Source organism: Nocardioides gansuensis (assembly GCF_003076135.1).
Taxonomy (GTDB): domain Bacteria; phylum Actinomycetota; class Actinomycetes; order Propionibacteriales; family Nocardioidaceae; genus Nocardioides; species Nocardioides gansuensis.
This window is the reverse complement of sequence record NZ_QDGZ01000007.1, coordinates 235,009-254,063: the sequence shown is the minus strand read 5'-3', so window position 1 is coordinate 254,063 and position 19,055 is coordinate 235,009. Positions and strand designations below refer to the sequence as shown.

At 71.1% G+C, this 19,055-nt stretch carries 23 protein-coding genes and 1 pseudogene; 11 read left to right on the top strand and 13 right to left on the bottom strand.

The features are described from left to right. Positions 1–98 precede the first annotated feature (98 nt). Both DDE18_RS17080 and DDE18_RS17070 read left to right on the top strand, forming a co-directional pair. Positions 99–1,382: an HNH endonuclease signature motif containing protein gene (locus DDE18_RS17080; protein ID WP_165821213.1), complete on the top strand. Its 1,284-nt coding sequence runs from the start codon at positions 99–101 to the stop codon at positions 1,380–1,382. A gap of 306 nt (positions 1,383–1,688) precedes the next feature. Continuing rightward, a complete protein-coding gene (locus DDE18_RS17070) occupies positions 1,689–2,069 on the top strand; it encodes a RidA family protein (protein ID WP_116573462.1) in 381 nt (126 codons plus the stop codon). A 107-nt stretch (positions 2,070–2,176) separates the two neighbouring features. On the opposite strand, the gene DDE18_RS17065 is transcribed toward DDE18_RS17070, so the two are convergent. Both DDE18_RS17065 and DDE18_RS17060 read right to left on the bottom strand, forming a co-directional pair. Further along, on the bottom strand, positions 2,177–3,067 hold the full coding sequence (locus tag DDE18_RS17065; protein WP_211754604.1) for a S66 peptidase family protein: 891 nt from the start codon (positions 3,065–3,067) through the stop codon (positions 2,177–2,179). 40 nt (positions 3,068–3,107) lie between these two features. Then, positions 3,108–3,473, bottom strand: a complete 366-nt coding sequence (locus DDE18_RS17060) for a thiol-disulfide oxidoreductase DCC family protein (protein ID WP_165821212.1) — start codon at positions 3,471–3,473, stop codon at positions 3,108–3,110. A gap of 41 nt (positions 3,474–3,514) precedes the next feature. On the opposite strand from DDE18_RS17060, the gene DDE18_RS17055 reads away from it, so the two are divergent. Continuing rightward, entirely contained in the window at positions 3,515–3,799 is a 285-nt protein-coding gene (locus DDE18_RS17055) for a DUF1905 domain-containing protein (RefSeq protein ID WP_116573460.1), read from the top strand. A gap of 23 nt (positions 3,800–3,822) precedes the next feature. Here the strand turns inward: DDE18_RS17055 and DDE18_RS17050 are convergent, their stop codons facing one another. From DDE18_RS17050 to DDE18_RS17035, 4 genes are all read right to left on the bottom strand, one after another. Further along, positions 3,823–4,173: a YciI family protein gene (locus tag DDE18_RS17050; RefSeq protein ID WP_116573459.1), complete on the bottom strand. Its 351-nt coding sequence runs from the start codon at positions 4,171–4,173 to the stop codon at positions 3,823–3,825. 88 nt (positions 4,174–4,261) lie between these two features. After that, positions 4,262–4,909 (bottom strand): peptide-methionine (S)-S-oxide reductase MsrA, encoded by a 648-nt coding sequence (gene msrA, locus DDE18_RS17045; RefSeq protein ID WP_116573458.1) that lies wholly within the window; start codon positions 4,907–4,909, stop codon positions 4,262–4,264. A gap of 98 nt (positions 4,910–5,007) precedes the next feature. Further along, a complete protein-coding gene (locus tag DDE18_RS17040) occupies positions 5,008–5,193 on the bottom strand; it encodes a hypothetical protein (RefSeq protein WP_116573457.1) in 186 nt (61 codons plus the stop codon). Next, the gene (locus DDE18_RS17035; RefSeq protein ID WP_116573456.1) at positions 5,190–5,693 is read right to left on the bottom strand and encodes a sigma factor-like helix-turn-helix DNA-binding protein; all 504 of its coding nucleotides are present in this window, start codon (positions 5,691–5,693) and stop codon (positions 5,190–5,192) included. Before DDE18_RS17035 ends, DDE18_RS17040 begins: the two co-directional genes overlap by 4 nt. A gap of 153 nt (positions 5,694–5,846) precedes the next feature. Between DDE18_RS17035 and DDE18_RS17030 the strand changes: the two genes are divergently transcribed. Genes DDE18_RS17030 through ilvA form a run of 4 tightly spaced genes read left to right on the top strand, consistent with a single transcriptional unit; the run spans position 5,847 to position 11,025 of the window. After that, a complete protein-coding gene (locus tag DDE18_RS17030; RefSeq protein WP_245916801.1) occupies positions 5,847–7,022 on the top strand; it encodes a cystathionine gamma-synthase in 1,176 nt (391 codons plus the stop codon). A gap of 4 nt (positions 7,023–7,026) precedes the next feature. Beyond that, entirely contained in the window at positions 7,027–8,445 is a 1,419-nt protein-coding gene (locus tag DDE18_RS17025) for a glutamate mutase L (RefSeq protein WP_245916799.1), read from the top strand. A gap of 10 nt (positions 8,446–8,455) precedes the next feature. Beyond that, entirely contained in the window at positions 8,456–9,826 is a 1,371-nt protein-coding gene (locus tag DDE18_RS17020) for an AI-2E family transporter (RefSeq protein ID WP_245916798.1), read from the top strand. Next, entirely contained in the window at positions 9,823–11,025 is a 1,203-nt protein-coding gene (gene ilvA / locus DDE18_RS17015) for a threonine ammonia-lyase (RefSeq protein WP_116573452.1), read from the top strand. The genes DDE18_RS17020 and ilvA overlap by 4 nt, the downstream gene beginning before the upstream one ends. Before the next feature lie 135 nt (positions 11,026–11,160). Here ilvA and greA read toward each other — a convergent pair whose 3' ends face one another. Next, complete coding sequence (gene greA / locus DDE18_RS17010; RefSeq protein WP_116573451.1) at positions 11,161–11,658, bottom strand: transcription elongation factor GreA; 498 nt, start codon at positions 11,656–11,658, stop codon at positions 11,161–11,163. Between the two features lie 237 nt (positions 11,659–11,895). Continuing rightward, positions 11,896–12,288, bottom strand: a complete 393-nt coding sequence (locus DDE18_RS17005) for a DUF4307 domain-containing protein (RefSeq protein ID WP_116573450.1) — start codon at positions 12,286–12,288, stop codon at positions 11,896–11,898. 131 nt (positions 12,289–12,419) lie between these two features. On the opposite strand from DDE18_RS17005, the gene mca reads away from it, so the two are divergent. Beyond that, positions 12,420–13,271, top strand: a complete 852-nt coding sequence (gene mca / locus DDE18_RS17000) for a mycothiol conjugate amidase Mca (RefSeq protein WP_245916833.1) — start codon at positions 12,420–12,422, stop codon at positions 13,269–13,271. 43 nt (positions 13,272–13,314) lie between these two features. Continuing rightward, positions 13,315–13,560, top strand: a complete 246-nt coding sequence (locus DDE18_RS16995; protein WP_116573448.1) for a hypothetical protein — start codon at positions 13,315–13,317, stop codon at positions 13,558–13,560. A 13-nt stretch (positions 13,561–13,573) separates the two neighbouring features. Here the strand turns inward: DDE18_RS16995 and DDE18_RS16990 are convergent, their stop codons facing one another. After that, positions 13,574–14,200: a class I SAM-dependent methyltransferase gene (locus tag DDE18_RS16990; protein WP_116573447.1), complete on the bottom strand. Its 627-nt coding sequence runs from the start codon at positions 14,198–14,200 to the stop codon at positions 13,574–13,576. A gap of 38 nt (positions 14,201–14,238) precedes the next feature. On the opposite strand from DDE18_RS16990, the pseudogene DDE18_RS16985 reads away from it, so the two are divergent. Then, a pseudogene (locus DDE18_RS16985) lies at positions 14,239–14,391 on the top strand (DUF255 domain-containing protein); the annotation flags it as partial. A gap of 514 nt (positions 14,392–14,905) precedes the next feature. Here the strand turns inward: DDE18_RS16985 and DDE18_RS24080 are convergent. Then, positions 14,906–15,562 carry an AI-2E family transporter gene (locus tag DDE18_RS24080; protein ID WP_165821211.1) on the bottom strand — a complete coding sequence of 219 codons (657 nt, stop codon included), beginning with the start codon at positions 15,560–15,562 and terminating at the stop codon, positions 14,906–14,908. A 61-nt stretch (positions 15,563–15,623) separates the two neighbouring features. Continuing rightward, entirely contained in the window at positions 15,624–16,094 is a 471-nt protein-coding gene (locus DDE18_RS24075; RefSeq protein ID WP_165821210.1) for an AI-2E family transporter, read from the bottom strand. Between the two features lie 332 nt (positions 16,095–16,426). Between DDE18_RS24075 and DDE18_RS16970 the strand changes: the two genes are divergently transcribed. Continuing rightward, on the top strand, positions 16,427–16,810 hold the full coding sequence (locus DDE18_RS16970) for a TerC family protein (protein ID WP_342748965.1): 384 nt from the start codon (positions 16,427–16,429) through the stop codon (positions 16,808–16,810). Positions 16,811–16,974: 164 nt separating this feature from the next. Here the strand turns inward: DDE18_RS16970 and DDE18_RS16965 are convergent, their stop codons facing one another. Together DDE18_RS16965 and DDE18_RS23415 are read right to left on the bottom strand one after the other, a co-directional pair. Beyond that, a complete protein-coding gene (locus DDE18_RS16965; RefSeq protein WP_116573443.1) occupies positions 16,975–17,445 on the bottom strand; it encodes a universal stress protein in 471 nt (156 codons plus the stop codon). 588 nt (positions 17,446–18,033) lie between these two features. Beyond that, on the bottom strand, positions 18,034–18,672 hold the full coding sequence (locus DDE18_RS23415) for a site-specific integrase (protein WP_211754603.1): 639 nt from the start codon (positions 18,670–18,672) through the stop codon (positions 18,034–18,036). Positions 18,673–19,055: the final 383 nt, after the last annotated feature.

The window sequence follows — 19,055 nt, the reverse complement described above, 5'->3', positions numbered from 1 at the left end:
GCCAGATGATGTCCACAGGCCGTCGCCGAAGTGGGCTGTCCACAGGTTCGAACGGGTGTACTAGTCGAGTGTCGCCAGCCGCTCGTAGCGTGCTCGGCATGACCACCCACCAGACACCTCTCGAACGGCACCCGATCCGTCGGGCCGCCGCCGAGGTGACGGCTGCGGTGAAGTCGGTGGCCGGCCTGGACGCGGTGTTCATGACCCTCGCCGACAAGCAGGCCGCCCTGGTCGAGCTCGCCCAGGCCCGGGACCTGCTCGAATCCCTCTGGCTGCGGCAGCTCGCCGGCTCCGCCGACGTGGCCGAGCAAGACGGCTGCCGCGACATCGCCGCCTGGCTGGCCACCCACGCCCGGATCGACCGGCCCACCGCGGCCGCGCAGCTGCGCACCGCGACCGCCCTCGCGACCCGGTGGCGCCAGGTCGAGACCGCACTGGCCGACAGCTCGGTCAACACCGGCCAGGCGCGGGTGATCGTCAAGGCCCTCGAGACCCTCGACGAAGCCCTGCGCGCCGACGAGACCGTGCTCAACCGTGAGGAGCTGCTCGCCCGCGCGGAGGCCAAGCTCATCGAGCTCGCCGACCTCCACGGACCCAGGGACCTGGCCCGGCTCGCCGAGAGCATCCTGACGATCGTCGCGCCCCTGGTCGCCGAGGAAGCCGAACGACGCGCCCTCGAGGCCGCCGAACGCCGCGCCGCCGCCACCACCCGGCTCACCCTGCGCCGCCGCGGCGACGGGTCGGTCGACCTCCACGCCCGGATCCCCGAGCTCGCCGCCGCCCGGCTCAAGACCTACCTCGACGCCTACACCTCACCCCGCCGCGACTCCCTGACCAACGGCCTCACCGATCCTGCGACCGGGGAACGCCTCCCGGCCGAACGGCTCAACGGCGACGCCTTCGTCGCCCTGCTCGAGGCCATCGACCCCACCCGCCTGCCCCAGTACGGTGGCAAGGCCACCACCGTCGTCGTCACGATCACCGAGGAACAGCTCCGCACTGGGCTCGGAGTCGCGACCACCAGCGACGGCACCCTGATCAGCGTCGACCAGCTCAGACGCCTGGCCTGTCAGGCCGGCATCATCCCCGCCGTCATGGGCGGCAAGAGCCGGGTCCTCGACCTCGGCCGCCGACGCCGGTTCCACACCAAGGCCCAACGCCTCGCCCTGGTCATCAGCATCGCCACCTGCCAGGCCGAAGGCTGCACCGTCCCCGCCGCCTGGTGCGAAGTCCACCACCACGTCCCCTGGTCCCGAGGCGGCCGCACCGACCTCGACGACGCCCGGCTCTACTGCAGCCACCACCATCACCGCGCCCACGACCCCGCGTACACGACGACGCAGACGCCCGACGGCCGCACCAGGTTCCACCGACGGACCTAGGGCGTGTCTCCTCAAGATCCGTGGTGTGGACCGGGACATATTGACCCATGTCGCGTTCTGCCGTGCTGAACGACGCCCCGTGGGCCCGGATCGAGCCGTTGATGCCGTCGTCGGAAGGACAGATAGGCCGTCCGCTTCGTGATCATCGTCAGATGGTCGAGGCGGACCTCGACAAGTTTGCGTCACCCATGGCCCGCTGAATCCACGGCGCGCAAGACGGCCGTGACCGCCCGTGGATTTCCGCGGCCACCTGTCCTGGCTGCAACCCTTTCCTCTCCAGCCCCCACGAGAAGATCGGAACACAGAATGCCTAAGACCATCCCCGCCATTGAAGGTGTGCAGCCCGGAGGGGGCTCTTACTCCCAAGTGGTCGAGGCCAACGGGCTCGTCTTCCTCGCCGGCCAGGTGGGAAGCGTCGGAGGCCGACCGGAAATCTATCCGGCCGACTTCGAAGCGGAAGTCCGTGCCACGTTCGGCAACGTGGAACAGCTCCTCGCCGGCGTCGGGCTCGGACTCGAGGATGTCGTGCGGTGCGTCTGCTACCTCACAGACTTCAGCGACTTCGCTGAGATGGAGAGGATCTTCCGCGAGATCTTCCCCACCAATCCGCCGGTGCGAGCCACTGTTGGTGTCGCAAGCCTCGCGCGGGACTGCAAGTTCGAAGTCGAAGTCACCGCAAGCCGGTAGGGATCACGCGCTCCGGTCGCTTCGGATGGGGCAACCTGCAGCGCCACAACCTCCCCGCGGGGCGGGCATGGCTTCGCGAACAAGGGGACACGCCCTGGGCGACATCATCAAGCGGGCCAGCGCGTGCGCGTCGGCACGTGGGCCGTCAGCGTCCCGGCATCCGCATCGAGCGAGGACATGACACCGAGCAGGAGGGGCACAGGATCGTCGAGGTGCCCCAGAGGGAGACCCGCGAGGATCGGGACGTCGAGCAACCCGAGCCGGTCGCGCAGGACGTCGAGGACGGTCCAACCCCGGTCCACGTATCCCTCGAACCCCTCGAGTGCGCCGACCGCCACCCCGCGGACGCCGTCGAGCGAGCCCGACAACAGCAACTGGGTCAGGGCGCGGTCGACCATCCCGAGCCCCGCCGACCTGTTGATCTCCAGCAGCAGGATGTGGCCGTCGAGATTGCGGTCCAAGATGCCGACGCAGCGAGCCAGCATCTCGAGATTCCCGCCGACGAGGGGCCCGGTCGCGGTCCCGGTCGTCGTGAGCTCTGAGCCGAACTGGTCGGCGTCGGCCTGGACGGGCTCGGTCGGCTCGTGCATCAGGAGCCGCCGAACGACATCGGAGTGGCGGCCGCCGTGACCGCCGTGCACGGAGGGGACACCGGTGTGCCCCCAGAGTTTGTGCATCGCGGTGATGTCGCTGAAGCCCACGATCGACTTGGGGTCTGCACGGAGCGCGTCGGTGTCGATGTCGGCCAGCAATCGCAGGCTTCCGCACCCACCCCTGAGCGTGACGATCGCCCTGATCTCGGGGTCCCGGAGGGCGTCATTGAGGTCCGCGGCACGGTCCTGGTCGCTCCCCGCCAGATAGCCGAGCCGCCCCTCGACGCGCTTGCCGACCCGAGCCTGGAAGCCCCACCCCTCGATGGTCGAGACACTTGCCGCAAGCCACTGCGCCTCGCACCAGCTCGCCGGTGCGACCAGGGCGACGGCATCGCCGGGTGACAAGGCTGGAGGCAGCGGCGTTGCTCGCGACAAGGGGACGTGTCTATCGATCCAGCCCACAGGTCCCGTCGGACCCGGGCAGGCTGCCGCGCCGACCCGCCAGCGCGGCGTACGCGCGCGAGGCGAGAGGCGAGAGGAGGCGCGACCCGATGACCCTGCCCAGCAGCGCCCACGGCCCGCCGCACTCACGCAGCGCCGCCGCGATCGCGAGGTGGCCGCGTAGTCCGGTGCCCGCCGAGGGCAGGAACCAGGCGGCCTCGTCGACGTCCTCCCGGGACAGCCCGGCAGCGTGGAGTTCGAGCGCGTGCGACGGCACCACCTGGTTGCCGGCCGCCATCCGCGCCTCGGCCCAGCGGGCGCAGCGCGCGCAGAAGCCGCAGTCCGCGTCGTACACGAGGGTGCCGGTCACGCGTCCATCGTGACAGGTCCGGCTCGGCATACGCTCGGGCCATGGAGCTGGAGTTCACCGGCGAGATCGTCGAGTGGCGGGGGCCGTCTCCCTTCCACTTCGTGCCGCTGCCACCCGAGGAGGCCGAGGCCGTCGACGAGGTGAAGGCCTCGGTCGTCTACTGGGGCGTCGTGCCGGTGACCGCCTGGGCCGGGGACACCGAGTTCACGACGTCGATGTTCCCGCGCGAGGGCACGTGGTTCCTGCCGCTCAAGGACAAGGTCCGCAAGGCCGAGGGACTCTCGCTCGGCGACGAGGTGACGATCAGGCTGCGCGTCGCCGAGTGATCGGCGCCCGGCCGGCTCCGGCGTTACTGAGGCCCCGGCCCGAAGCGGCGGACCTCCTGGGGCCAGCCGCACGCCTCCGCCAGCTTGCCCGCCCACAGCTTGGCTGCCTCCTCATCGGCCACCTCCACCACCGCGAACCCGCCCAGGAACTCCTTGGTCTCGACGAAGGGTCCGTCGGTGATCATCACCGTGCCACTGGTCGGGTCGGCGCTGTAGACGGGGCCGTCCTCCTCCAGGCCGCCGGCGAAGACGTACACGCCGGCGTCCTTCATCTCGTCCACGACCGCCTTCGCCAGCGGTCCGCGCCCGCGGAACCAGTCCTCGGAGTGGTCGCCCACCCACTGCTGGTTGAAGTAGATCAGGTACTCGGACATGACAGCTCCTTCTGCTCGTGCGGACCTTGTGGTCGGCGTTCACCCGCTCCACGAACGGCGGCAGCCCGATCCGACAATCCGTCGAGGACTATCCACGGGGGAACTTCACGCCCGTGTTGGCGTGGCAGCGGTAGCCGAACGGGTTCTTCGCGAGGTACTGCTGGTGGGCGTCCTCGGCGTAGTAGTAGCCGGCCTCCGACGCCGGCCGGATCTCGGTGGTGACCGAGCCGAGGCGCCGGCGCTCCAGCTCGGCCCCGTAGATGTCGGTCAGGGACCGTGCGGCCGACTCCTGCTCGGGTGAGGTGAAGTAGATGGCCGAGCGGTACTGCGTGCCCACGTCGTTGCCCTGCCGCATCCCCTGCGTCGGGTCGTGGATCTCGAAGAACGTCTTCACCAGGTCGGCGTAGGACACGACCGCCGGGTCGAAGACGATGCGCACGGCCTCGGTGTGGCCGGTGCGGCCGCTGCAGACCTCGTCGTACGTCGGGTGCGTGGTGTGGCCGCCCGCGTAGCCCACCGACGTCGACCAGACGCCCGGCACCTGCCAGAAGATCTCCTCCGCGCCCCAGAAGCAGCCGAGGCCGAAGATCGCGACCTCCATCCCCTCGGGGACGTCGTCGGTGACCACCGGCGTCCTCAGCACGACGTGGGTGCCCAGCGACCAGGGGCGGGCGTCACGCCCGGGCAGGGCCTGGTCGGGGGTCGGCAGCGAGGTCTTCAGTCGGTCGGTGAACACGTGCACTCCCGTGACGGGCTGGTGGGGTGGGCCGACGGCTCGGTCGGCCCTGCTGGCAAGTGTGCCAACACCGAGGGCACGCGGAACGTTCCCGGGGCTCACCGACTGGCGACGGCGACGGCGAGGGCGGCGGCGAGCACCGTGGCGGCCGCGGCGGCGGTCGCGATCGCCAGCCGGCGGCGGCGCACCCGGCGGCGACCCTCGTGCAGCAGGGCGTGGTGGTCGGCGAGCCAGTCGCGGTCGGGCGTCGCGGCGTCGAGCATGATCTCGCGCAGCTCGCTCATCGGACCCCCTCCAGCTGCTGGGAGAACAGCGGCATGTCGTCGAAGCCCTGGCGGCTCAGCTCCCGGCGCAAGGCGACGAGGCCCTCGGCGGTGCGGGCGCGCACCTCGGCGGTCTCGCAGCCGAGCACCGCGGCGCAGTCGTCGAGCGCGAGGCTGTCGTAGAACCTCAGCACCAGGCACTGCCGCTGCTCCAGTGGGAGCCTGGCGAGCGCGCGGACCACCACCTGACGGTCGGTGTCGGGCTCATCTGCCCAGGCGGGCGCAGCGGTCCCAGCGGGGGCGAGCTCGGCCACCGCGGCGACGAGCGACTGCCGGGCGCAGGTCGCGAGGGCGCCCGCGCGGACGGCGCGCGGCCACTCGACGTACACCCGCACGAGTGCCTCCTGCGTCGCGGCGGCGGCCACCTGCCAGTCGCCTGTCATCAGGTAGGCGATGCGGCGCAGCCGCTGCTGGTTGGCCGCGACGAACTCGACGTAGCGCGCGTCGTCCCTCACCGGCATGTTCGTGCCCCTCCCCGAGTGCTGAGCCCTCCATCCTCAACAGACGCAGCCTAGGGGCGTTTGGTTGCGTCAGGAGGCCGTTTTGACATGTTCACGACCTCGAACCCGGTGGCCGGGCAGGGCTGTCGATGGGGCGTGAGTAGTGTCGGCACCGTGAGCCAGGAGCATGCATTCAAGGCCGGGTTCGAGACGCGTGCGATCCACGCGGGATACGAACCCGACGAGATGACCGGCGCGGTGATCCCGCCCATCTACGCGACGAGCACCTACAAGCAGGACGGCGTCGGCGGCCTGCGCGGCGGCTATGAGTACAGCCGCTCCGCCAACCCGACGCGCACGGCGCTCGAAGGAGCGCTCGCCGCGGTGGAGGAGGGGGAGCGCGGCTTCGCCTTCGCGTCCGGCCTGGCGGCCGAGGACGCCCTGATCCGCGCGCTGACGAGGCCTGGCGACCACGCCGTCATCCCCGACGACGCGTACGGCGGCACGTTCCGCCTCTTCGACAAGGTGGCCCGCCCCTGGGGCCTGGAGCACAGCCCGGCGCCGGTGGGCGACGTCGACGCGGTGCGCGCCGCGATCGTCCCGGGCCGGACGAAGCTGGTCTGGATCGAGACACCCACCAACCCGATGCTCACGATCGGCGACATCGAGGTCCTCGCCGCCGTTGCACACGAGGCCGGCGCCCTGCTGGTCGTCGACAACACCTTCGCCTCGCCGTACCTCCAGCAGCCCCTCACCCTCGGCGCCGACCTGGTGGTGCACTCCACGACCAAGTACGTCGGGGGGCACAGCGACGTCGTCGGCGGAGCCGTCGTCGTCCGCGACCACGAGGTGGCCGAGCGGATCGGCTTCCACCAGAACTCGATGGGCGCCGTCGCCGGCCCCTTCGACGCCTTCCTCACCCACCGCGGGCTGAAGACCCTCGGCGTGCGGATGGACCGCCACTGCGACAACGCGGAGAAGGTCGTCGACTTCCTCGTCGGCCACCCGCAGGTCTCGGAGGTCATCTACCCCGGCCTCGAGGAGCACGCCGGCCACGCACTCGCCGCCCGGCAGATGCGGCGCTTCGGCGGGATCGTCAGCTTCCGGGTCACCGGCGGCGAGCAGCAGGCGCTGCAGGTCTGCGCGCGCGCCGAGGTCTTCACCCTCGGCGAGTCGCTCGGCGGCGTCGAGTCGCTCATCGAGCATCCCGGCCGGATGACCCACGCGTCGGTCGCCGGCACCGACCTCGAGGTGCCGGCCGACCTGGTCCGGCTCAGCGTCGGCATCGAGACCGCCGATGACCTGCTCGCCGACCTCGACAGGGCCCTCGGCGGGTCCGGCAGGGAGTGAGTCGTTGTCCGAGCCCGGCGTGGTGGTCTGCGTCGACTTCGGCTCCACCTTCACCAAGGCCGCACTGGTCGACCTCGCCGCCGGCCGCATCGCCGCGAGCGCGAGCCATCCGACGACGCTGCCTTCCCCGGAGGATGGCGGTGACGTACTCGACGGCTTCGACGCCTGCCTGGCCGTGCTGGTCGCGCGGGACGCGCGCGCCCGCGACGCTGCGGTGCTCGCCTGCTCCAGCGCCGGGGGAGGGCTCCGCATCGCCGTCGTCGGCAACGAGGAGCTGGTCACGTCCGAGGCCGGCCGGCGGGTCGCGCTCTCGAGCGGTGGCAAGGTCGTGCACGTCGGCCACGGCGGCCTCGACCCCACGTCGTACGCCGCGCTGACGGCGGCCGAGCCGGACGTGCTCCTGCTCGTCGGCGGCACCGACGGCGGCAACGCTGAGGTGCTGGAGGCCGACGCCGAGCTCCTCGCAGCGCGCGGCTGGCCCAGGCCCGTGGTGGTCGCCGGCAACGTGGAGTCGCAGGGCCGCATCGCCGCCCTGTTCGAGGAGAGCGGCACTCCGCACGTGCCCGCCGACAACGTCGTGCCGTGCATCGGCGTCCTCGCCCCGGAGAGCGCCCGCGCCGCCATCCGCGAGATGTTCCTGGCCCACGTGATCGGCGGCAAGCACCTGAGCGAGCGGCCCGATTTCACGGCGATGGTCCGCGGGGCCACGCCCGACGTCGTGCTGACCGGCGTCGAACTGCTGGCGCGCGGGCTCGGCCCCGACCGGCCGGGAGCCGGTGACGTGGTCGTCGTCGACGTCGGCGGTGCCACCACCGACGTGCACAGCGTCGTCGAGATCGACCCCGAGGAGGCCGGCCTGTCCCGCGAGGTCGTCGCGGTCACGCCCGTCACCCGCACCGTCGAGGGTGACCTCGGGATGCGCTGGTCGGCACCTTCGACGGTCGAGGCGGCCGGGCTCGCGGACCTCGACGGATCCCTCGACCTCGTGCAGGAGGCCGACCGGCGTCGCCGGGACCCCGGCCTGCTGCCGGCCGACGAGGCCGGCCGAGCCGTCGACGAGGCGATCGCCCGGGCGGCCGTCGACCTGGCCCTCAGGCGGCACGCCGGGCGCAGCCGGGTGGTGCTCAGTCCGGACGGCCGGGTGGTCGAGCGCAGCGGCAAGGACCTCCGCGAGGTCGACCTGCTCGTCGCGTCGGGTGGTGTGCTGCGCAACGGCGCGCCGGGCGTCGTACGCCGTGTGGTGGGGCCGTCCACCGGAGACGTCGAGGGCGGGTGGCAGCTGCCACGGGCGCCCAGGGTGGTCGTCGACCGCGACTACGTGCTGGCTGCGGTCGGGCTGCTGGCCGACGCCCACCCGGAGGCGGCCTACGCGCTCGCCCGCGGCCTCGTCGAGTCGGCCGGGGAAGACGGTTCCGGTGAGTAGCGTGTCCGGCGTGACGGAGGGAAGCCAGCAGGACGAGGGACCGGCCGGAGCCGGGGACGGAGAGCCCGGCGGGGGGCTGGGGGAGCGGCTCACCCAGCAGCTCGCCCACCAGTGGGCCCTGATCCGGGCCGAGCGCCGCGCCGAGCCGGTGACGATCACGACCGGGCCCTCCAACTTCAGCCGCGCGCAGGTGCCGTGGGGCCTCGACCTCGCCGCGGCCTGGTCGTGGCGGATCCTGGTGATCGCGGCGGCCGGCTATGCCATCGCCTGGACGTTCGCCTACTTCGCGGTCATCACCCTGCCGCTCGTCATCGCGCTGCTGTTCGCCGCCCTCGCCGGGCCGTTCGTGCGCCTGATGGCCGGCGGGCTGCCCCGCTCGCTCGCGGCCGGGGTGACGGTCCTCGGCGGGCTCGCCCTGGTGGTGCTGCTGCTCACCTTCGTGGGGCAGCAGGTCGCCGAGGGCGTCGACGACCTCGCCGGCTCCGTGGTCGCCGGCCTCGGCAAGATCCGCGACTGGCTGCGCGACGGGCCCCTGGGGGTCACCGACTCCCAGCTCAACACCTGGATCGACCAGGCCCAGCGGTCGATCGCCGAGCGCACCCGGGAGGGCCACCTCCTGACCCAGGTCACCGAGGTCGGCACGGCCGTCGGCCACGTCCTCGCAGGGGTGTTCATCGTCCTCTTCGCGAGCTACTTCTTCCTCGCCGACGGCCACCGGATCTGGGCCTGGCTGGTGCGGCTCGCCCCCCGGGCCGCGCGGGAGCACGTCGACACCTCCGGCCGCGTCGCCTGGATCTCCCTGACCCAGTTCGTGCGCGCCACCGTGATCGTGGCCCTGGCCGACGCGGTCGGCGTCATGGTCGTCGCCGCGGTCCTGGGCGTGCCGTTCGTGCTGGCCATCGGCGTGATCGTCTTCCTCGGTGCCTTCGTCCCCATGGTCGGCGCGACCGTCGCCGGCACCGTGGCGATCCTGGTGGCTCTGGTCGACCAGGGCCCCTTCACCGCGCTGCTGATGCTCGGTGGCGTGATCCTCGTCCAGCAGATCGAGGGCCACATCCTGCAGCCGTTCCTGATGGGCCGCTTCGTCTCGCTGCATCCGCTCGGGGTCATCGTGGCCATCGGCTGCGGCGTCCTGGTGGCCGGCATCGCAGGCGCCCTCATCGCAGTGCCGCTCGCGGCGGCGGCGAACGCCGTCGTACAGCACCTGGCCGCCCACACCGAGGTCGGCGACCCCGACGCCACCGACGACCTCGCCGAGGACATCGAGGACGTCGGCGCCGGCAGCCCGCCGGTCCCGGCCGAGGACGGCATCGGGGACGAGGCGGCCGCGCAGACCACCCACGAGTCCGGGGAGCCCCCGGCGGAGGAGGCAGACCGGTGAGCGTCACCCTCGCCCACATCGAGGCGGCCCGCCCGCTCGTCGAGCAGATCGCCGTGCACACTCCGATGCAGGACTCGCACTGGCTCTCCTCGCTGGTCGGCGGGCCGGTGCGGCTCAAGTGCGAGAACCTCCAGCGCACCGGCTCGTTCAAGGTGCGCGGCGCCTACGTCCGCATCTCGCGGCTCAGCCCCGAGGAGCGCGCGGCCGGCGTCGTCGCGGCCAGTGCCGGCAACCACGCCCAGGGCGTGGCCCTGGCCGCCGCCAGCCTCGGCATCCAGGCCACCGTCTTCATGCCCGAGGGAGCGCCCATCCCCAAGGAGAAGGCGACCCGGGGGTACGGCGCGGAGGTGGTGTTCCACGGGCGCTACCTCGAGGACGCGCTGGCCGCGGCCCGGGACTTCTCCGAGCGCACGGGGGCCGTGCTCATCCACCCGTTCGACCACCTCGACGTCGTCGCCGGCCAGGGCACGCTGGGGCTGGAGATCCTCGAGCAGGCGCCCGAGATGACGACGCTTCTCGTGCCGACAGGCGGTGGGGGGCTGCTCGCCGGCATCGCCGTCGCCGTCAAGGCGACCCGGCCCGACGTGCGGATCGTCGGGGTGCAGGCCGAGGGCGCAGCCGCCTGGCCGGGGTCGCTCGCCGAGGGCCACCCCGTCGCCCTGGACGCGATGAGCACGATGGCCGACGGCATCGCGGTCGGCCGCCCCGGGGACATCTGCTTCGAGGCCGTCCAGCAGCACGTCGACGACGTCGTGACCGTCTCCGAGGAGTCGCTCTCCCGGGCCCTGCTGTCGCTCATCGAGCGCGCCAAGCTCGTCGTCGAGCCGGCCGGCGCCGCGGCGGTCGCTGCGATCCTCGACCGGCCGTCCGACTACCGGGCCCCCGCCGTCGCCCTGCTCTCGGGCGGCAACATCGACCCGCTCCTGCTCGGCAAGGTCATCCGCCACGGCCTCGCCAGCGCCGGGCGCTACCTCTACCTCCGCGTCCTCATCCCCGACGTCCCCGGTGGGCTCGCCGGGCTGCTCACCCAGGTCGGCGCGTCCGGGGCGAACGTCCTCGACGTCGTCCACGAGCGCACGTCGCCCGACCTCGACTTCGACGAGGTCGAGGTGCGGATCCAGGTCGAGACCCGCAGCGAGTCCCACGCCGAGTCCGTGGCCGCGCGGCTGCGCGCCCACGGCTACAAGGTCTTCGAGTAGCCGACGCCGCTGGAGCTAGGAGCGGTCCTGGACTGCCCCTTCGCAGCTCGGCCTCGTTCCTCGGGCGGCCTCACGCGTCAGGAGCGGTTCTGGATCGCCCCTTCGCAGCTCGGCCTCGTTCCTCGGCCTCACGCGTCAGGAGCGGTAGGGCTCCGCGTCGACGATCTCCACCTGCAGGTCCTTGCCGTTGGGCGCGGTGTAGGTGACCGTGTCGCCGCGGGACTTGCCGTTGATCGCGGAGCCCATCGCGGACTGGGGGGAGTAGACGTCCAGCTTGTCGCCCTCGGCGAGGTTCTCCCGGGCGCCGAGCAGGAACTTCTCGCGGTCGTCGTCACCGGCGAACTTGATCGTGACGACCATGCCCGGCTCCACGACGCCGTCGTTGGCCGGGGTCTCGCCGACCTCCGCGCGCCGGAGCATGTCCTCGAGCTGACGGATGCGGGCCTCCTGCTTGCCCTGCTCGTCCTTGGCGGCGTGGTAGCCGCTGTTCTCCTTCAGGTCGCCCTCGTCACGGGCAGCGGCGATGCGCTCGATGATCTCCTGGCGGCGCGGACCCTTGAGGTCCTCGAGCTCGGCCCGAAGCTTGTCGTAGGCGTCCTGGGTCAGCCAGACGGTGCCGGTCGACTGCGTCATCGTGTCACTCCTGCTAGTGGTGCGACGCATCGCACCACGTGGTTGTGGTCGTGTCCTGTCCCCGTCCGTCCGGTGCTCTTCAGCGCGGTGCTGTTCAAGCACGGGGGCGCTCGGGGGCCGCGACGGGCCGGCGCTGCCGGACGGGCAGAAGTTCTAGGGTAGCAACCCGACCCCCCACGTCCCGCATATCGGTGTGACAGGCGACTCCGGCCGGCCTGGCGCCGGACCGGTGAGAGGTCAGCGCGGCCGCGCCTGGTCGGGGGTCGTGCAGCCGACCTTCTCGACGGCGGTCGCGCGCCGCTCGGTGCGTACGACGACCTCGTTGCGGCCGTCGGTCGGGGTGAACGCCAGGTCGCCCACCACCGTGTGGTCGGCCGCGAGGGCCCGCACCCGGCAGGTCGCCTCGACGCCGTCGGCCACGTCGACCTCGAGCACCGCGGTCGCCTCGTGGTCGCTGACCACGTCGTAGCCGACCAGCTCGGACGAGACGTCGGGCGTGGAGTGGAACCATGCGGTCCAGGCCAGCCAGGCCCCGAACACCAGCGCCAGCAGCACGCCGACGACCACGAGCAGCGGGCGTCGCCACGCCGGGGGCGCGCCGTACCGGTCGGACAGGTCGGTCGGGGTCACCCGCTCAGCCTAGGGCTCGGCCCTCGGGCGGCACCGACCTCCCTAGACTGCGGGGCATGCCCTCAGCCGAGCCGACTGCCCAGTCGTCTGCCACCGACGCCGCCGCGAAGCCGCGAGCCGGCTATCGGCTGATGCACGTGCATGCCCACCCCGACGACGAGTCGAGTAAGGGCGCCGCGACCACGGCGAAGTACGTCGCCGAGGGCGTCGACGTGCACGTCGTCACGTGCACCGGGGGCGAGCGCGGGTCGATCCTCAACCCGAAGATGGACCGGCCGGGCATCCTGGAGAACATCCACGAGATCCGCCGGCAGGAGATGGAGCGGGCCCGCGACATCCTCGGCGTGACCCAGGACTGGCTCGGGTTCGTCGACTCCGGCTGGCCGGAGGGCGACCCGCTCCCGCCCCTGCCGGACGGCTGCTTCGGGCTGATGCCCGTCGAGGAGGCGGCCGAGCCGCTGGTGCGGCTGATCCGCTCGTTCCGGCCGCACGTCGTCACGACGTACGACGAGCGCGGCGGCTATCCGCACCCCGACCACGTGAAGTGCCACGAGGTCTCCGTCGAGGCGTTCCACGCCGCCGGCGACCCGACGCGCTACCCCGACGCCGGTGAGCCCTGGCAGCCGCTCAAGCTCTACTACCACCACTCCTTCAACCGGCCCCGGATGCAGGCGCTGCACGAGGCGATGGTCGAGCACGGACTCGACTCGCCGTGGGGCGAGCGCCTCGAGACGTGGAAGCCGGAGCCGGAGTGGGACGCCCGGATCACGACTCGGGTGCCGTGCGCCGACTACTTCGGCGTGCGCGACCAGGCGCTGCTGGCGCATGCGACGCAGATCGACCCCGACGGCCACTGGTTCGCGATCCCGCGCGAGCTGCAGGAGAAGGTCTGGCCGACCGAGGACTACGAGCTCGTCGTCAGCCACGTCGAGACCCAGGTGCCCGAGGACGACCTCTTCGCGGGGATCACCCACACCTGCTGAGGCCCGTGCTGGCCGCCGGAGGCCCTGCTGGGAGAATGGCGGCATGAATGGCCTGCTGATTCTCGTCCTCCCGCTCGTGACGCGTCTCACCCAGGACCCGACGCCGGCCAAGGAGGACGTGAAGGCCGGGCCGATCGCCCTGGTCGTCTTCCTGCTCCTGATCGCCGCCGTGGTGTTCCTCTCCTTCAGCCTGGTCAAGCAGCTGCGGAAGGCACAGGCCGCCAAGGACTCCGGCGTCTACGGCGACGAGCCGGCGGCGTCCGACGACGAGCCGGGCCGCACCGACTGATCCGCCCTGTCGGTCAGCGCTTCGTGACGCGCACCAGGCAGTCCCACGCGGTCAGTGCCTGGTCGCCGCGATGGTCGTCGCCGGCCTGCACGGTGCGCGCGACGCGTCCCGCCTTCACCACGTCGTACGCCCCGCCCGCAGCGTCGAGGTCGGCGAGCACGTCCTCCGCGGTCATCAGCACGGCGGGGTCCTGCGGGCCACCCGTGCCCTCGGCCAGGTTGGTGCTGTCGTGCGCGACGAGCAGGAACGTCCCACCGGGCTTCAGCGCGTTGAAGGCGTTGCGGTGGGCGGCGGCGCGCTCGGCGCGGGAGAGCTGGAGGTAGGCGATGACGGCGAGGTCGAGGTGGGCGCCGATCCAGGTCGTCGCGTCGGCGCAGACCCAGTGCACGGTGCCGGGTCGGACGCCGATCTCCGCGGCCAGTCGAGCGCCCTTGTCGAGACCGACCTGGGAGTAGTCGACGGCTGTCACGTTCCAGCCCTGCTGGGCGAGCCAGATCGCGTTGCGGCCCTCCCCGGCGGCCAGGTCGACCGCGATGCCCGGCTCCAGGTCGGCGCACTCGGCGGCCACGAACTGGTTGGGGCCGGCCGACCAGACCAGCTCGGTCGCGGCGTACCGCTCGTCCCAGGCCTTCGAGTCCATGCGCCTCAGGCTAGCCCGCCCGTGACAGGCTGGGTGGCATGGCCAACAGGCTCCAGCACTCGACCAGCCCCTACCTCCAGCAGCACGCCGACAACCCGGTCGACTGGCGGGAGTGGGGCGAGGAGGCCTTCGCGGAGGCCCGGCGCAGCGGCGTACCCATCCTTCTGAGCGTCGGGTACGCCGCCTGCCACTGATGCCATGTTGCAGTGCTCCGTGTTGGGGAGAGGTGGCAGCGCCGAGATGACCGTGGTTGAGCGTCATTTTGGGCCACGTCGGTCCATGGAGTGATGCGCGCGGACACGGGTTCCGCGATTGTTTGCATCACTTTTTTGCATCACTCCGGGATCGATGAGGGGTTCGGTGGGGACGGTGGCCGCGCAGGCGGAAGGGCGGAGCGTCCGGCTCTACCACTACGGCCACGTCGAGCCCGGGCAAGGAAGGAACGGCCACCAATAGGCCAGTCGCAGTACGGCCGGGACAAGCACCGAAAAGTTGCGGACCGTGTCACAGGTCTGTCCGGTGGTGCGGCCGGACCGAACTCTTCCGGCAGGCGGAGTTGCCCCTATTGCCCGATTGCCCGCCCTGGCGCACTGCCACAAGCACGGGGATCAAGGTTGGTCTCGCTGGGCCGGCGGAGTGGGCGGCGGAGTGGGCGGCGGAGTGGGCGGCGGAGGGCTGGTTCCCGGTCGCAATCGGCGGAGCAGGCTACGGCCGACGGACGGGCGTCGCTTGAACGGCTGGGCCAGTTGCCGCGGCCAGGCCGGTCCTTGCGGCCTTGCCGGCTGGGGGCGCGATCGCATCGGCTGCGGCGGCGGTGCGCAGCGCGGCCGCGGTGGGGGTGCCCCACGGTTCCAGTACCAGGTGTCGTCTCAGGTACAGCACGGTCACTCGGGCGACCGCGGCCAGGGGCAGCGCGACCAGAGCGCCGGGTATCCCGTGCAGGTGTCCACCGACGAGCAGCGCGAGGATCACTAGCAGCGGGTTGATCCGCAGATGGTGGCCGAACACCATGGGCGCCACGATGTGGCCCTCGATCTGTTGCAGTCCGATGAACAGCAGCACCAGCCACAGAGCAGTCAGCGGGTCCCCCTGGAGGAGTGCGACCAGGATCGGCGGTGCCGCGCCGAGCACCGGGCCGAGGTAGGGGATGAGCTCCATCAGTCCGTAGAACACGCCGAAGAACACTGCGAAGGTCCGTCCGGCCGGGAAGATTCCGAGCACCCCGAACAGCCACAGCGCGACGCCGGCACTGAAACCCATGACCAGGCTGAACACCGCCTGGCCCCGCACGTAACCGGACACCGCGTGCTGAACCAGGGTCGGGTAGTCGTCTTCGGCGGTGCCGTCGCCTGGCGGCGTCACCCGCCGGGTCAGATTCCCGTCTGCTGACCGTAGACGAGCATATAGATCGCGATCACCAGGATCAGCACAAGCACGAAGCTGGCCTCGGCGATCTGGTGACCAGGTCCCGGGTGAATCCCAATACGTCGGTGGATCCGCTCAGCAGCGAGTCCTGCAGGGTCTCCAGGCCGGTCTGGCCCGGCCGTTTGACCTGGACTCCGAGGCCGCGGTCGTCCAACCATGCCTGCAGGTTTGCTAGCGAGCTGTTCGCCGAGTCGACCAGCCCCGGTAGATCCCGCTGGATGGCCTGCACCTGCTCGGTCACCGGCCGCAACAGCACTGCCACCATGCCGGCCAGACCAGCCCACAAGGTTGCCAAGACCACGGCGATGGCGATACCTCGAGGTACTCGGTGGCGCTGCAGCCAGGTCACCGATGGATTCAGGATCAGGGCCACGACTGCGGACACCAGGAAGATCAACAGCACCGACCCGGCTGTCCGGGCTAGGCTGGCCAGCCCCAGCAGCGCGGCCGCGGCGGCGATCGCCTGCACCCACCGGGGCACCACAACCGGCTCGGGCGCCCCTTCTCGGCTAGTCTCTGGCGGTGGCTCTGGGGTCCGCTCGCTCGGCGCCGACCATGACGGGGTGCCGGACTCAGCTGCTGGCGTGTCCGCCTTTTGCTGCGCGTCCGCTTGCTGGTCGAAGAGGTCCTCACCATCCTGAGAGCTCATCGCTCGCCCCCGGGTCACGGCGGTGTCGTCGGTAGCCGCAGCGCGTAAGCGATCCGCACCAGTATCAAGTGTGCGCGCATTGGTCGATCCCTGCCACGACCGCTGCTGGCAGGCATCGGTCGACTGGGACAAGAACTGGCTGCGACAGCAATGTGACGCCCATCCCCGCCGAGCACGAGCAGGAGCCCTACATCGTCTTCACCGCCAACGCCTTTGCGCTGCTCGCCCTGCGGGCGCTGTTCTTCTTGGTCAAGGGTCTGCTGGACCGGCTGGTTTACCTGTCCACCGGGCTAGCCGTGGTCCTCGGCTTCATCGGCGTCAAGCTGGTCCTGCACTGGGGCCATGGTCTCGACGACGGGTCCCCCCGAAGTCGAGACGTCGTTCTCGCTCCTGGTCATCGTCGTGGTGCTGGCGGTCCCCACGCTGGCGAGCCTGGTCAAGGTGCGGCGCGACCCGTCCGCGCGTGCGCGCGCGTGCGCTGCACGCGCACAAGACCAAAAGCCGAAGGTCGCGTCCAGGGCCACGAGAGGCGCTAGAGATGATCCGCCCCTGCACGGGCGCATTTTCCACTTCCGACCCGGTCGAGGGCGATCGGTGCGACCGTGTATCCCACGCTGAGCGGGGTGCGCGCCCATGCCCGCCCAGATCGGGGTTAGGCGTTCGCGCCTCGGCGTCAGCATCGACCGGGACGGTGAGCAGGTCACCGGCCGCTGTCGCGTACGACCGTGACCGGGCAGTGGCTGTGCCGCACCAGCTTCTCGCTGACCGAACCAAGCCGCAACCCGGCGAAGCCGCCCCGGCCCCTCGATCCAACCACCACCATGGCCGCTGTCCTCGAGGCGTCGAGCAGAGCCTGTGCGGGCCGCTGGTGCACCGGCTGGAGCGAGATCTCCACCCGGGAGCCGTCGCGGATCACCTCGCGTACCTGCCGCTCGAGATCGGCGTGAACTGCCGTCTCGTACTCCTCCAAGCTCGGCATCACCGGATGCGGGACGTCGGCGGGCCGCGGCGCGGTGGTGATGCTCCACGCCCGTATGACGACCAGCGGAGCGCCCCAGCGCCGAGCCTCCTCGACGGCCCAGCGCAGCGCGTGGTCGGAGCATTTGGACGCATCGACGCCGACGACGAGGACGCCCGGAGCAATGTCGACGGTCTCAACCGGCTCGGTCATCGGCGCGACTCCCAGTTCCTCTGCGGCGAAGGCCAAAGTCCCACTCGATGATCACGGTAGGGCAGCGGCAGCGGTGTATGCCACCCTGATCGTCGAGTTCGCCGCCCCCTCTGCGCCACACAAGGGTAGAGATGAGTCGACTCGGCGGCGACATATCTGGCGCGATCACAGCTGAGTGGCAAGGCTCGTCGTACGAGGCCATAATGTCGACGAGTAACTGAGCTGTCGGCCAGCGCGACATCGCCCGATCAGGTGGCGTTAGTTGCGTGTTGGTCAGCAGCCAGCTGTTCACCGACCAGGAGGGGTTGGGCGCATCGTCTCCTCACAAATGAAAGACAACGAAGCTCGCCCCGTCTCGCTCACCAATGAGGTGTCGTTCATCCATTGCTCGGACGTCCCCCGCAGCGTAGACACCAGCTGGCGACACGTTCGCGCGATCCGCGGTGCGGGTTCAAGCGGTCAACGCAACACCTCGGCTAGTGCCTGTGATCGTGTCTTGAAGCCGAGGGTCTTGTGGAGCTCGGGCCTCACTGGCAGGCCCGTGACGGTGTCGACGAAGATCCACTGCTCTTCCGTGGGAGGAACTGGCTAGTTCCACCAGGCGAGGTTCTTGTCGGCTTCGCGTGCGGCGAGGGTCGTTCGTCGCTGTCGCTCTTCCTCCTGGCATTGACCACCTGCTGGAGCGAGCGTCGGGGGGAGTCCGAGGAGTTCCTTGACGCGGGGGAGGAGCTCGTCGTGCATGACGGAGCGGGGGAGGGGGACCTCGCGGATGACGTGGTTCTTCACCGGGCCACGGAAGCCCGCCTGGCCGCGAGGCGTGATCCAGGAGCCGTTGACATGGACGTAGCCGCGCTCGAAGAAGACATCGATCGCGCGGAGGCCGTTCTGCTCACCGAGTCGAAGGCCGCCGAAGCCTGCGACGCGGATCTTGGTGCCGAACAGTGGCAGCCGGGTCAGCCGTGCGTCCGTTCCCTCCGGTCCGCACAGTGCGTCGGCCGCCGCGGCCATCGCGTTCACTTGCCGGGTCTCGGGTCGCAGCCTCGGGTCGATGTAGTGGGCCGTGGCGCCGTGCAGTATCGAGGCTCGCCCGATCTCCAGTCCGTCGAGCGGGTCGATCCTCCGGTCCAGCCAGTCGAGCCTCCAGGCCAGGTTGCGCAGCGCTGCCAGGCAGCCCCGCATGTCCTCCCTGCCGCGCGCGGAGTGGATCGTCTTCGAGGCATGGTCCATGACCTGGCGGCTGTGCTCGATCCGCCACCTGGCGACCGGAACGTGGCCGTTGGCCAGGAGGACGTGCGCGTTGAGCCGTGACTCGCGGCCCTGGATGGTGCGCGGGGCCTTGGCGCGCTTCTTGCTGTCCTCGATGTACTTGACGCCGAGCGCTTCGATCGTTCGGGCTGCGCAAAGGGGGCGCTGGCCGGCACCGCCTGCTCCGTGTCCAGCGCAGCCTCCGCCTGCGCGAAGATCTTGCGTGCCTCGGCCTCGGAATTGGCCCGGCGCAGCACCCGCTTCCACGGCTCTCCCTCGCCGGCGGGCGCCTTGAAGATCACCTGGTAACCGGTCCCACCCGGAGGCGGCGCGCGTAGAGGCGAACGCGCCTGGGCCACCAGAGC

Excerpts from the sequence above, each read along its gene's own strand:
- mca (WP_245916833.1), top strand. The coding sequence starts at position 12,420 with ATGCACGTGCATGCCCACCCCGACGACGAGTCGAGTAAGGGCGCCGCG.
- DDE18_RS23415 (WP_211754603.1), bottom strand. The coding sequence starts at position 18,672 with ATGGACCATGCCTCGAAGACGATCCACTCCGCGCGCGGCAGGGAGGAC.
- DDE18_RS17055 (WP_116573460.1), top strand. The coding sequence starts at position 3,515 with ATGGAGCTGGAGTTCACCGGCGAGATCGTCGAGTGGCGGGGGCCGTCT.
- DDE18_RS16965 (WP_116573443.1), bottom strand. The coding sequence starts at position 17,445 with ATGACCGAGCCGGTTGAGACCGTCGACATTGCTCCGGGCGTCCTCGTC.
- DDE18_RS16990 (WP_116573447.1), bottom strand. The coding sequence starts at position 14,200 with ATGGACTCGAAGGCCTGGGACGAGCGGTACGCCGCGACCGAGCTGGTC.
- DDE18_RS17050 (WP_116573459.1), bottom strand. The coding sequence starts at position 4,173 with ATGTCCGAGTACCTGATCTACTTCAACCAGCAGTGGGTGGGCGACCAC.
- DDE18_RS17035 (WP_116573456.1), bottom strand. The coding sequence starts at position 5,693 with ATGCCGGTGAGGGACGACGCGCGCTACGTCGAGTTCGTCGCGGCCAAC.
- DDE18_RS16995 (WP_116573448.1), top strand. The coding sequence starts at position 13,315 with ATGAATGGCCTGCTGATTCTCGTCCTCCCGCTCGTGACGCGTCTCACC.
- DDE18_RS17080 (WP_165821213.1), top strand. The coding sequence starts at position 99 with ATGACCACCCACCAGACACCTCTCGAACGGCACCCGATCCGTCGGGCC.
- DDE18_RS17070 (WP_116573462.1), top strand. The coding sequence starts at position 1,689 with ATGCCTAAGACCATCCCCGCCATTGAAGGTGTGCAGCCCGGAGGGGGC.
- greA (WP_116573451.1), bottom strand. The coding sequence starts at position 11,658 with ATGACGCAGTCGACCGGCACCGTCTGGCTGACCCAGGACGCCTACGAC.
- DDE18_RS17040 (WP_116573457.1), bottom strand. The coding sequence starts at position 5,193 with ATGAGCGAGCTGCGCGAGATCATGCTCGACGCCGCGACGCCCGACCGC.